A 12,261-nucleotide genomic window follows, 5' to 3' on the forward strand; every position below is an offset into this window, starting at 1 on the left:
CCCTCCGCTCAGGATCTCCGGCCCCCGGGGCCTCCCGCGCCGCGGGGTTCCATCGGCCGCCCGGGGCACGGGACGATGCCCCGTCCGGGGGCAGGGTACGGAGCCCCGGGGATCTGCTCAAGCCAAGATTTGCCGGTCCGGAAGTCAAAATTTGACCGAGCGAGTCTTCACACCGCGGAGGTCTCCACCATGTGGCGCAGTCCTTCCAGGTCCTTGACGAGGATCCGGGACCGGGACAGCGCGATGAGGTCTCTGGCGGCCAAGGCCCGGAGGGCCTTGGCCACCGTGGGGCGGGAGAGGCCGGTGGCGCAGGCGATCTCCCGATGCGACAGACGCAGGGCGGGGAAGCCCTCCGCCTGCGGCAGGTCCTGGTAGGCCATCAGGTCCAGGAGAAGCTGCGCCACCGCCACCTGGGCCGCGTGGAAGGTCAACGCGTACAACCGGTGGGTCAGGGCACACACCTTCTGCGCGAGGCTCTCCAGGAGGAGCCAGCCCGCCTGCGGGTGTTGGAGCAGGCGGGGGAGCTCCGTGACGGGGATCACGTAGAGCCGGCTCGCCTCCTGGGTCACCGCGGAGACCCCGTACACGGTTCCCCGGATAGCGCCCGCATCTCCCACGAAGTGGCCCGCCCCCAGCACCCCGATCATGTGCTCCTCCCCCAGCTCGTCCAGGTAGCACAGCCGCACGGACCCGTCCGCGATGAGGTAGAGGCGATCCGCGGGATCCCCCTGGGTGAAGACGACGCTGCGGGGCGGGTAAGCCACGAGCCGGAAATCCGCAAAGGGGAAGAGTTCCTCCCCGATCCTGGGGCGATCCGTAGGGGCAGACCCCCGGGCCCCCACCCCGGCGAGGTTCCCCCCAGCTCCGAGCCCTCCGGGAGCCAGCACCACGGTCCGTCCCCCTTCAGGAAACGAGGGAGGGTGGACTCTTGTCAACGAACCCGTCCCCTTCCAGGTCCAGCACGCATAGATCCGCCCGGCCGCTCGCCACGAGGACGTTCGCCTCGCTCAGGGTGAGTCCTCCGCCGACCAGCACGGGGATCCCCACCTCCAGGCGCACGGCCTCCGCATAGGGCGCCAGATACCCCCGGCCGTAAGTCGGGTCCTCGTCCGGGACGGTCTGGCCCGCGGTGACCTCCACGAGGTCGCAGCCTGCTTCCCGGAAGGCCCGGGCGATGGCGAGGGCTTCCTGCTCCGGGATCCCGCCCCGGGCCCGATCTGAGGCGGGGAGCGTCACCCCGAGCGGCCCCTCCCAGACTTCCCGCACGGCCCGGAAGACCTCCAGGGGGAACCGCATGCGGTTCTCCAGGCTTCCGCCGTACGCGTCCTCCCTGCGGTTGGTGAGGGGCGAGAGGAAGCTGGCGAGGAGGTAGCCGCTCCCAAAGTGGAGGTGCAGGAGATCGAAGCCCGCGTGGGCCGCAAGCCGCGCGGCCCGCACGAAGGCCTCCCGAACCGCCTCCATGTCTTCCCGCCCCATGGCCCGGGGGACGGGGCCGTCGGGGTGGTAGGGGAGGGCACTCGGAGCCAGGAGCTCCCAGGGCTCTGTGAGGGGCAGGTCCACGCCGAACCGGCGGGAGCGGGTGGCCCCCCGGCGGCCCGCGTGCCCGAGGACCGCGCCGATCCGGGAACCCTCCGCGTGCACGGCCTGCACGATCCGCTTCCACGCCTCCCCGTGCTCCCCCCGGTAAAGTCCCGCGTCCTCGGGGGTGATCCGGCCCTCCGGCGAGACCGCAAGGATCTCCGTGAGCACGAGCCCTGCTCCCCTCGCCGCGAGCCCGCACAGGGCCCGTTGTTGAGCCTGGCCCGGAAGGCCGTCCAAGGCGCCGCAAGCGCTCGCGGGCCGCCGCGCGATTCGGTTCGGAAGTCGCAATCCCCGCAGGGCAAACGGGAGGTGAACGGGGGGACAGGGCAGCCGCACCTCATCCCACTCCGAGGCCAGGTGGGATTCCACCCGCTGGACGAACCGCGCATCCCGAACCCTCAGGTCCTCGTAGGAGATGCGGCCGCTGCGGGTAAGGAGGTAGAGGGTCAAGCGGTAGGGGTCCAGCCGCATGGCCCGCTGGGTGGTCTCGAAGGTCCGCTGGCTCTGAAGTGCGGCCCGCTGGAAGGCCTCCACCGCGGGCCGCCGCTCCAGTTCGTACGCCTCCAGGGCCGTCTCCAGGTCCTCGTAGGTCTGGAGGGCCCGGGCCAGCGCGATGGCGTCCTCCATGGCCAGCTTGGTGCCGGAGCCGATGGAGAAGTGGGCGGTGTGGGCCGCATCTCCGAGGAGCACGATCCGGCCATGGTGCCAGGTAACGGTGCGCAGGGTGGGGAACCGGATCCACCGGGAGTTGTTCGAGAAAAGGGGATTCCCCCGAAGCACCTCCGCGAAGATCTCCTCGCACCGTCTCAAGGTCTGTACCTCATCTGCCTCGTGGAAGCCCGCTCGCTTCCAGGCCTCCTCCCCGCACTCCACGATGAAGGTGCTCATCCGGCCCGCGTACGGGTAGGCGTGGGCCTGGAATAGCCCCCATTCCGTCTGCCGGAACACGAAGGTGAAGGCCCCAAACGGACGGGGCGTTCCCAGCCAGATGTACCGCGCGCGGCCCGGGGTGATGCGGGGACGGAAGACCTCCGCGTGCCAGGACCGCACCGTGCTGCCGACCCCATCCGCGCCCACCAGGAGGTCATAGGGCGGGAGATCCTCGGGCTGCCGGACCTCCGTGCGGAACCGGAGCACCACCCCCAGCTCCGCACACCGCCGCTGGAGGATCTCCAACAGGGCGGTGCGGGCGATGCCCGCGAACACGTGGCCCCCACACCGCAGCCGCTCCCCGTGCGCGTAGACGTCGATGGCGTCCCAAAGCACGAAGCGATCCGTGATCTGCCGGTAGGTGACCTCATCCGCCTCCCGGAACTCCGCCAGGGTGCGGTCGCTGAAGACCACGCCCCACCCGTAGGTGGCGTCCGGAGGGTTGCGCTCCAACACCGTGATCTCGTCGCGCGGGCTCGCCTTCTTCAGCAGCAGGGCCAAGTACAGGCCCGCGGGCCCCCCACCCACGATCACCACGCGCACGCCACGGCCTCCGCGAGGCGGTCCACCTGATCCGGATCCGGGACCGCGGGCATGAGCACGAGCTCGTGGCATCCCGCCTCCGCGTACCCCTCCACGAACTGCACCACGGCCTGCGGGGTCGTGAGGAGCTGCCCGACGATGCGCTCCACCAGGGGACCCGTGAAGGCGTAGTAGTCCCGCATGTACCGGATTGCCCGCTCCCGGGCGTCCTCTCCCAGGGCGAAGTAGCCTTGGCCCCACAGCTCGGGCTCACCCGGGCGGCCCGCCTCCCGCCAGGCGATGCGGGCGAGCTCCGCGCCCCGGCCAAAGGCCCGGGGTGGCCCTCCGCCGTGGAAGTAGCCCTGGGCATAGCGGGCGGCCCGGGCAAAGGCCTCGTCCGCGAACCCGCCGACCAGGAACGGCGGGCCACCGGGCTGGGCCGGGGGCGGGCCCACCTTCCCCTCCTCCCAGATGCGCCGGAGGGTCCGCAGCTGCTCCGTGAGCCGGCTTCCCCTTCCCCGGTGGTCCACCCCCGCCATCGCGTAGTCCTCCTCCCGGGCCCCCACCCCGAACCCCACCACCAGCCGCCCCGCCGAGAGCTGATCCAGGCTCGCGAGCTCCTTGGCGAGCAGCACGGTGTTGCGCAGGGGAGAGACCAGGATGGCGGTCACCAGTCTCACCCGCCGGGTGACCCCCGCGGCCGCGGCCAAGGCCAGGAGGGGGTCGTAGCTGTCGTAGGCCACCCGGTCGATCACCGCGAGGCTGCTGAACGGGGCGGCCTCCGCCCGCTCCGCCCACCGCACCACGAGATCCCCCCGCACGCCCGGAATCCCGCTGGGCAGGCCGATGCCGATGCGCACTACGTCTCCTCCCGAAGCCGCTTTCGGTCCACCTTCCCGCTGGGCGTGCGGGGAAGGCCCTCCACGAACCGCACGTCCCGAGGGTACTTGTGGGGGCTGAGGTGAGCCCGCACATGCTCTTGAAGTGCCCGTGCCGTCTGTGGAGTGGCCTGAGTCGGATCCCGCAGGACCACGTAGGCCCGGGGGAGCGTGAGGCCCTCTTCCGTGTACGGCACCACCGCGCACTCCGCCACCAGGGGGTGGCGGAGCAGGCACTCCTCGATCTCCAGGGGCGCCACCCAGATCCCCCCTACCTTCATGAGGTCGTCCGCCCGGCCCTGGTACCAGAAGTATCCGTCTTCGTCTTCCCGGAAGAGGTCTCCCGTGCGCACCCAGTTGCCCCAGAAGGTGCGCACGGACTTCGCCCGATCCTTCCAGTACAAAAGCGCCGCGGTCTCCCCCCATACCCAGAGCTCCCCGACCGCTCCCCGGGGCAGAGGGTTTCCCTCCGGATCCCGCACCTCCGCCCGGTACCCCGGACAGGGTCGGCCCACGCTTCCCGGCCGCACCTCGCCCGGCCGGTTGGAGATGTAGATGTGGTACAGCTCCGAGGACCCGATGCCGTCCACGACTTCTACCCCGAACTTCTGCTTCCACCGGTGGTACAGCTCCGCGGGCAGGGCTTCCCCCGCGGAGGTCGCCAGACGCACGCACGACAGGTCGTACCGGTCCGCGTCCGGGTGGTTCACCATGGCGTTGATCATGGTGGGAACCTGCACGAGGATCGTGGGGCGGTAGCGGGCGATGAGCTCGAAGATGCGCTCCGGGGTGCTGCGCTCCGGGAACACGATGCCCGCGGCCCCCACGCCGAAGGGGAAGAGGGCCGTGCAGTCCCGGGCGTATCCGAAGAAGAGCTTGGGAACCGGGAGGACCACGTCCTGTGGAGTGTAGCGGATCACCTCCTGCGCGTAGTTCCAGAAGCTCAGGTAGGGCGCGTAGTGGCAGTGCACCACCGCCTTGGGCCGACCGGTGGTGCCCGTGGTGAACTTCCACAGGGCGAAGTCGTCCTTGGAGGTGTCCGCGTCCGGGAGGTCCGGGGGGGCCTCCGCCACCATCCGTTCGAAGCTCACCTCCCCCTTCTCCAGCTCCAGCACCCCCACCGCCAGGATCCGGCCCCGGAAGCCCACCGCCCGGGCCGCCTCCCGGATCTTGGAGTGGGTGACCGCGTCCGTCACCACCACCCGGGGCCGGGCATAATCCAGGTAGTAGGCGTAGTCCTGGGAATGGAGGAAGGTGTACACCTCCGCGCTGACGGCCCCCAGCTTCAGTACCGCGTACCAGGTGGCCACGAACTCCACCCCGTCCGAGAGGGCCAGCAGCACCCGGTCCTCCGGCTCCACCCCGAGCGCCCGGAGCACGTTTCCCACGCGGTTCGTGAGGTGCGCGAGCTCCGCGTAGGTCACCGCGCGGTCCCCGCAGTACAGGGCGACGCGGCTCCCCCGGCCCTCCTCCAGGTGACGATCCAGGAAATAGCGGGTGACGTTAAATCGCTGGGGCACGTCCTCGTACGTCACCATCTCCCTTCCCCCTACGAAAGCACGCCGCCTCCGTCCAGGACGATGCCCTGCCCGTTGATCCCTCCCGCCGCGTCCGTGCAGAGGTAGGCCACCAGGGACGCGACCTCCTCCGGGGTGAACAGGCGCCTTTGCGGGCTGCTGCTCTCCAGGGCCCGGCGCACTTCTTCCGGAGGGCGGCCCGTGCGGGCGCTGATCCGGCGGATGTTCTCCGCGGTCATGTCCGTCTGGAGATAGCCGGGGCAGATGGCGTTCGCGGTGATGCCCCGATCCGCGTACTCCAACGCCACGGACCGTACGAGTCCCAGCAGGGCATGCTTGGAGGTCGCGTACGCGGCCGTGTACCGGGAGGCCACCTTCGCCAGCACGGAGGCCACGGCCACGATCCGGCCCCACCCCACCTCCAGCATGTCCGGAAGGACCGCCTGCATGGCGTAGAGGGCACCCGTGACGTTGGTGCGGAGGTGGCGCTCCCACACCGCGTCCGTGATCTCCCGGAAGGGGTGGCTCTCCGCCACCCCCGCGGCGTACACCAGGATGGTGACGGGTCCCAGAACTTCCCGGACCCGGGCCACCGCGACCTCCACAGCCTCCCGCACCGCCACGTCACACGGAAGCCCCAGGGCCCGTCCCCCCGTGCGCTCGATCTCTCCGGCCACGGCTTCTACCTGCGCGGCCGTGCGGGCCACGACCGCCACGCGGGCGCCCCGGCGGGCCAGTTCCAGGGCACACGCCCGGCCCACGCCTCGGCCTCCACCCGTGATGAACGCCACCCGATCCCGCAGCTCCATCCCCCTCCGTGTTTCGACGGAAGGCCGCGACCTCCTTGTGGCGGCTCACACGCTCAGGTAGCGCTGCCACAGGCCCGGATCCGCCCGCAGAGCTTCCGAGGGTCCCCGCCACACCACCCGCCCCCGCTCCAGGACGAAGTGATGGTGCGCGAGGTCCAGCAGACGGTCCACGTACTTGTCGATGAGGAGGAGGGCGAGTCCTTCCCGGTTGAGCTGCTCCAGACACCGCCAGATCTCCTCCCGGAGCACGGGCGAAAGGCCCTCCGTGGCCTCGTCGAGGATCAGCAGGCGCGGGTTGGTCATGAGCGCCCGTCCGATGGCGAGCATCTGTTGCTCGCCCCCGGAAAGCTGGACACCCAGGCGGTTCAGCCGGGCCCGGAGTCGCGGGAACAGCTCCAGCACCCGGTCCAGCGTCCACGGCCGAGAGGATCCGTTGCGGTTGGCCGCAAACGCCAGGAGGTTTTCCCGCACCGTGAGGTTGGGAAAGATCTGACGGCCCTCCGGGACGAGAGCGATGCCCGCGGAGGCGATGGTCTCGGGAGGCCTCCCCTGAATCTCCTCTCCGCAGAAGATCACGCGTCCGGCCCGGGGCGGCAGGAGTCCCAGGATGGCGCGGACGGTGGTGGTCTTGCCCATGCCGTTCCGGCCGAGGAGGGTCACGATGCGGCCCGCGGGGACCTCCAGGTCCACCCCGAAGAGCACCGGGCTGGGACCGTAGGAGGCCTGCAGCCCCTCCACCCGCAGGAGGGGCTCCCCGCCCGCTACCGCATGCGCCCCGGAAGGGGCGGAGGATGCGGGGCTCCGAGGCCGGGGCTCCCCGAGATACGCCCGGTGCACTTCCGGATTTGCCCGTACCTCCTCCGGGGAGCCGCTCGCCAGCACCCGCCCGTCCACCAGCACCGTGATCCGGTCCGCCACGGAGAACACCACGTCCATGTCGTGCTCCACCAGCAGCACCGTCACCTGGCCCCGCAGGCCCCGGATGAGCTCCACCATCCGCCGGGATTCCTCCTGGCTCATGCCGGAGGTGGGTTCGTCCAGGAGCACGAGCCTGGGCCGGCAGGCGAGCGCCAGCCCGATCTCCAGCTGCCGCTGCTCCCCGTGGGAGAGCGCCGCCACGGGGACGTCCGTACGATCCGCAAGCCCCACCCGCGCCGCGTACTCCCGCGCTTCCTCCCTGAGCCCTCTCTCCAGGTGCACGGGGTGCCAGAACCGGAAGGAACTCCCCGTGCGCGCCTGGACCGCGAGGCTGAGGTTCTCGAGTACGGTCTGGCGGGGGAAGAGGTTGGTTACCTGGAAGGTGCGGGCGATCCCCCGTAGGGCCCGGACGTGCGGCGGCAGGTACGTGATGTCCTCCCCATCGAAGAGGATCCGGCCTTCCGTGGGCGGGAAGACGCCGGCCACCAGGTTGACGAGGGTGGTCTTCCCCGCGCCGTTCGGTCCGATGACCGCGTGCACCTCTCCCCGCTCCACCGCGAGGTCACACCGCCACAGGGCGAGCACGCCCCCGAACCGCTTCGTGAGACCCCGGATCTCCAGGACCCTCATCGGGGCCTGCCCTCCAGGAGACCCACCAGTCCCCGGGGCGCCAAGAGCACCACCCCGAGCAGGATCAGCCCCACGGGCAGCTGCCAGTGGATGGTGGCCGCGTGGAAGACCTCCTCCAGGGCCACCATGGCGGCCGCCCCCACGACCCCGCCCCAGAACCTCCCGACCCCGCCGAGGATCACCATGAGCAGGAACGCTCCGGACTGCGGCCAGCTGAGCATGGCGGGGGAGACGTACTGGGCGTGGTGGGCCATGAGGATCCCCGCCAGGCCCGTGAGGGCGCCGGAGAGCACGAAGGCCACGAGCTGGAAAGGGTACGCGGGAAAGCCGATGGCCACGGCCCGGGCCTCGTTGTCCCGGATGGCCTGCAGGGCCCGGCCGAACCGGGCGTGGACCACCCGCCACAGGATCCCCAGGCACGCGGAGAGCAGGAGCAGGGTGAGGTAATAGAGCGCAACGTCTCCGAGAGGGAATCCGAGCTCCGTACGGGGTGCCCGGAGCCCGTCCTGGCCGCCGTACTGCTTGAGGGAGACCACCCCGTAGTACACCATCTGAGCGAAGGCCAGGGTGATCATGATGAAGGGAAGGCCCCGGGTGCGCAGGCACACGGCACCGATGACGAGGGCCGCGAACGCGGCCACCAGGATCCCCGCGGGCCAGATCACCCATGCGGCGTGGATTCCCTCCCGCGCCAGCACGGCCACGGTGTAGGCCCCCAACCCGAAGTAGGTGGCGTGCCCGAAGCTCACAAGCCCCCCATAGCCCAGGACGAGGTTGAGGCCGCTGCAGGCAAGACCCAGGATCATGGCCTTGGTGACCAGGTTCAGGTAAAACCGCCAGCCGAATGCCTCCGCGAGGGCGGGAAACCCGACCAGGAGGATCCCGGCCGCGGCGAGCGGGAGCCGGCCCGCCGCGCCCCGAGGGATCGCCACCGAGATGCGGCGGACTTCCGAAGCGGGGAGCGGCCGGATCCGCATGCTAAGCCCGGACCGGGAACAGCCCCTGAGGGCGCAGGAAGAGGACCGCGGCCATGAGGAGGTAGATGAGGATGGAGGCCACGGCCGGGCCCAGGTTCGAGGCCACCTCCGGGGGCAGGAGACGCAGGAAGAGGGGCGGGAGGAGGGCCCGGCCCGCGGTGTCCACGATCCCCACCAGGAGCGCCCCCACGAGCGCGCCTTTCACCGAGCCGATGCCGCCGACCACGATCACCACGAAGGCGAGGATGAGGATCTCCTCCCCCATGCCCACCTGCACCGCCAGGATGGGGCCCAGCAGAGCTCCTGCCACCGCACACAGCCCGGCACTCACCCCGAACACCAGGGTGAAGACCCGCCGGATGGGGATCCCCATGGCCTGGGCCATGGCCCGGTTGGAGGCTCCTGCCCGCACCCACATCCCCAGACGTGTCCGGTGGATCAGGAGGAAGAGGCCGGCCGCGAGCCCGATGCCGACCCCGATGAGGAACAGACGGTACGCGGAATATCCCAGACCCGGCAGGAGCCGGACGGGTCTTGCGAGCTCCTGGGGCACGGTGAGCAACAGGGCCTGGGGCCCCCAAATCATCCGGACCCCCTCGTTGAACACGAGGATGAGGGCAAAGGTGGCCAGCACCTGCGTGAGGTGATCCCGGGCGTAGACCCGCCGCAGGACGGAGACCTCCAACAGGACCCCTACTCCCGCGGTGGCCAGGACCGCCAGGGCCACACCGGCCCAGAAGGATCCCGTCGCGCGGGCCAGGGTGGCGGCGAAGTAGGCCCCCAGCATGTACAGGGAGCCGTGCGCGAGGTTCACCACGTCCATGATCCCCAGGACCAGGGTGAGGCCGGAAGCGAGCAGGAAGAGCATGAGTCCCAGTTGCAGCCCGTTCAGCAGCTGCTCCAGAACGAGGGCCGCGGGGAACCCGGACATTCCCTACGGAAGCCTGCAACGGGAGACGTAGGCGTCCCCGTGATTGCGGAAGATGGTGCCCCGTAGCCGGTTCACGATCTCGCCGTTCGGCATCTCCACCACCTGCCGGAGGTAGTAGTTCTGGATGGGGTACCCGTTCCGGTTGAACCGCACCCGACCCCGGGTGGTCTCGAACCCGGAGAGGACCGCGCGTCGGAACTCCGCCTTGCGGGAGAGATCCCCGCCCACCGCCCGCAGCCCGTGGTCCAGGGCCAGAGCCGCGTCGTACCCCTGGGAGGCGTACAGGGTGGGGATGCGGTTGTACGTGCGGCGGAAGTCCTCCACGAACCGGCGGTTGATGGGGTTGAACAGCTCCAGGGCCCAATGGGAACTGTTAAACACCCCGACCATGGGCCGGCCCACGGCCCGGATCACGTCCGCATCCGCGGAGAAGCCGGGCAGCAGAAGCGGGATCTGCTGCATGAGGCCCGCCTCCGCGTACTGCTTGATGAAGTTCACCCCCATGGCTCCCGGGTAGAAGGCATACACGGCCTTGGGGGCCGCGGCCCGAATCTGGGCGATCTCCGCGGAGTAATCCAGCTGCCCCAGGCGGGTGTACACCTCCCCGATCACGCGTCCCTTGTAGAAGCGCTTGAACCCCGTGAGGGCGTCCCGGCCCGCGGGGTAGTTGGGCGCCAGGATGAAGGCGGTCTCGTACCCCTTCAGCTGGGCGTAGTGTCCCATGGCCTCGTGCATATTGTCGTTCTGCCAGGCCACGTTGAGGAAATAGAAGTTGCACTGCTCTCCCGCGTACTCAGAGGGCCCCGCGTTTGGACTGATGTAGAAGGTCTGGCTCTGGAACACCAGGTCTCCCACCGCCAGCAGGACGTTGGAGAAGATGATGCCCGTCACGAAATCCACCCGGTCCCGCCGCAGCATGCGCTCCACCGCGGTGCGGGCCACGTCCGGATTCTGCTGGTCGTCCGCCACGAGCACCTCCACCGGAAGTCCCCCCAGGCGGTTGCCCAGATGCCGGAGGGCCAGGTTGAAGGCATCCAGGACATCCTGCCCCAAGGCTGCCCCACCGCCCGAGAGGGTGCTCACGAACCCGATCCGCACGGTGCGGGGCTGGGCCCCCGCGGGAAGGGCCACCAGCAAGGCCAAAGCGATCACCAGACGGGAGAGCGTCCGGTTCCCCATGGTCCCCCTCCGGATCTTTGTGCGCAGGCGGGGCCGTGCTTTCAGGCCGCCCGCCTTTGTTTATTTATGTACACCGCCGGGCCCGTTCCTCCGTCAACCCCTCCGGTGTCTGCCAGCCCCGGCCGGTTGCACCCGGCCCCCGGAGGCGTCGTACACTTCAGGTTGTGTCCCTGGTGGAGCTCACGGTCCTGCTCGGGCTCCTGATGGCCCTGGTGGCCTTCGGCGTGGACGCCATGCTGCCGGCCCTCAGCGTCATGGCCCGGGAGTACGGGGTGACGGAGACCAAGGCGCAGCTGGTGGTGGGCGTCTACCTCATGGGGTTCGCCCCGGGCCAGCTCCTCTTCGGGCCCCTCAGTGACCGCTACGGCCGGCGAGGGGTGCTGCTCTCGGCCCTGGGTGTGTTCGTGGCCTTAAGCCTCCTCATCCCGTTCGCCCCCTCCTTCCCCCTCCTCGTGACCCTTCGGTTTTTCCAGGCGTTCTTCGGCTCCAGCATGCGGAGTGTGGGCACCGCCCTCGTGCGGGACCAGTACCGCGGGGAGGACATGGCCCGCATCCTCTCCTTCATCCAGATGGTGTTCCTGGTGGTCCCTATCCTGGCACCCTCCGTCGGGACCTTCCTCCTCGGGTTCGGCTGGCGCGCGGTCCTCCTCTTCCTGGGGGGACTCGCGCTGGTGCTCCTCGGGTGGGCCGCCCTCCGGCTCCCAGAGACCCTTCCCCCGCCCCGCCGCCGTCCCCCGGGCTTCGGCCCGCTCCGGGATGCCCTCCGCCTTCTCCTCCGCACCCCGGAGAGCCTGGTGGCCACCCTCCTCCTGACCTTCAGCTATGCCATGCTCCACATGTACCTCCTCAACGCGCCGCAGCTGTACAAGACGCACCTGGGGCTTTCCAACACGCAATTCGCCCTGGCCTTTGGAGGGACCGCGGCGTTCCAGAGCCTGGCCATGCTGTGCACGGGGCTTGCGGTCCACCGACTCGGTCTCCGCTCCTTCCTGTGGTGGTCGCTCCTGTGCCTCTTCACCTCCGCGGCCCTCTTCCCCCTCCACGTGCTCCTCCTCCGGAAAGCCATCCTCATCTGGCTGCACGCGAGCCTGGTGTTCTTCGGCATCGGGCTCGTGTTTCCCAACGCCATGAGCCTGGCGATGGAGCCCCTGGGGAGCATCGCGGGCTTTGCCAGCAGCGTGGTGGGGTTCAGCAGCGGGCTGCTCGCGAGCTCCCTGGGGACGGTCCTGAGCCAGTGGACGGGCGGAGACCCCCTGCGCCTCGGGGTGGGATGGCTCGTGCTTGGGTCGGGGGCTCTCCTCTGCGGACTCTGGGGTCCCCTCCGCACCTCGGCCCGGAAGGACGTCCAGGAACGCGCTCCGGGAGAGGAGGTGGTATCTTCTAGGTGAG

10 protein-coding genes are annotated in these 12,261 nt (G+C 70.0%); 1 reads left to right on the plus strand and 9 read right to left on the minus strand.

Annotation, left to right across the window (positions count from 1 at the left end; genetic code table 11):
• Window positions 1-167 precede the first annotated feature (167 nt).
• Genes QN206_07170 through QN206_07210 form a run of 9 tightly spaced genes read right to left on the minus strand, consistent with a single transcriptional unit; the run spans window position 168 to window position 10,872 of the window.
• Window positions 168-890, minus strand: a complete 723-nt coding sequence (locus tag QN206_07170; protein MDR7614591.1) for a Crp/Fnr family transcriptional regulator — start codon at window positions 888-890, stop codon at window positions 168-170.
• Window positions 891-903: 13 nt separating this feature from the next.
• The gene (locus tag QN206_07175; GenBank protein MDR7614592.1) at window positions 904-3,054 is read right to left on the minus strand and encodes an FAD-dependent monooxygenase; all 2,151 of its coding nucleotides are present in this window, start codon (window positions 3,052-3,054) and stop codon (window positions 904-906) included.
• Window positions 3,042-3,893 carry an LLM class flavin-dependent oxidoreductase gene (locus QN206_07180; protein MDR7614593.1) on the minus strand — a complete coding sequence of 284 codons (852 nt, stop codon included), beginning with the start codon at window positions 3,891-3,893 and terminating at the stop codon, window positions 3,042-3,044. The genes QN206_07175 and QN206_07180 overlap by 13 nt, the downstream gene beginning before the upstream one ends.
• A complete protein-coding gene (locus QN206_07185) occupies window positions 3,893-5,449 on the minus strand; it encodes a benzoate-CoA ligase family protein (protein MDR7614594.1) in 1,557 nt (518 codons plus the stop codon). The genes QN206_07180 and QN206_07185 overlap by 1 nt, the downstream gene beginning before the upstream one ends.
• A gap of 11 nt (window positions 5,450-5,460) precedes the next feature.
• Window positions 5,461-6,237 carry an SDR family NAD(P)-dependent oxidoreductase gene (locus tag QN206_07190; GenBank protein MDR7614595.1) on the minus strand — a complete coding sequence of 259 codons (777 nt, stop codon included), beginning with the start codon at window positions 6,235-6,237 and terminating at the stop codon, window positions 5,461-5,463.
• A gap of 45 nt (window positions 6,238-6,282) precedes the next feature.
• Window positions 6,283-7,785, minus strand: a complete 1,503-nt coding sequence (locus QN206_07195) for an ATP-binding cassette domain-containing protein (protein ID MDR7614596.1) — start codon at window positions 7,783-7,785, stop codon at window positions 6,283-6,285.
• The gene (locus QN206_07200) at window positions 7,782-8,762 is read right to left on the minus strand and encodes a branched-chain amino acid ABC transporter permease (protein ID MDR7614597.1); all 981 of its coding nucleotides are present in this window, start codon (window positions 8,760-8,762) and stop codon (window positions 7,782-7,784) included. Before QN206_07200 ends, QN206_07195 begins: the two co-directional genes overlap by 4 nt.
• A gap of 1 nt (window position 8,763) precedes the next feature.
• Window positions 8,764-9,693 carry a branched-chain amino acid ABC transporter permease gene (locus QN206_07205; protein ID MDR7614598.1) on the minus strand — a complete coding sequence of 310 codons (930 nt, stop codon included), beginning with the start codon at window positions 9,691-9,693 and terminating at the stop codon, window positions 8,764-8,766.
• Window positions 9,694-9,696: 3 nt separating this feature from the next.
• Window positions 9,697-10,872: an ABC transporter substrate-binding protein gene (locus tag QN206_07210; protein ID MDR7614599.1), complete on the minus strand. Its 1,176-nt coding sequence runs from the start codon at window positions 10,870-10,872 to the stop codon at window positions 9,697-9,699.
• A gap of 173 nt (window positions 10,873-11,045) precedes the next feature.
• Here QN206_07210 and QN206_07215 point away from each other — a divergent pair, with 173 nt between their 5' ends.
• Window positions 11,046-12,260, plus strand: a complete 1,215-nt coding sequence (locus tag QN206_07215) for a multidrug effflux MFS transporter (GenBank protein MDR7614600.1) — start codon at window positions 11,046-11,048, stop codon at window positions 12,258-12,260.
• The last annotated feature ends 1 nt before the right edge of the window (window position 12,261 follow it).

The sequence above is a fragment of the Armatimonadota bacterium genome (genome assembly GCA_031460175.1).
GTDB lineage: Bacteria > Sysuimicrobiota > Sysuimicrobiia > Sysuimicrobiales > Sysuimicrobiaceae > Sysuimicrobium > Sysuimicrobium tengchongense.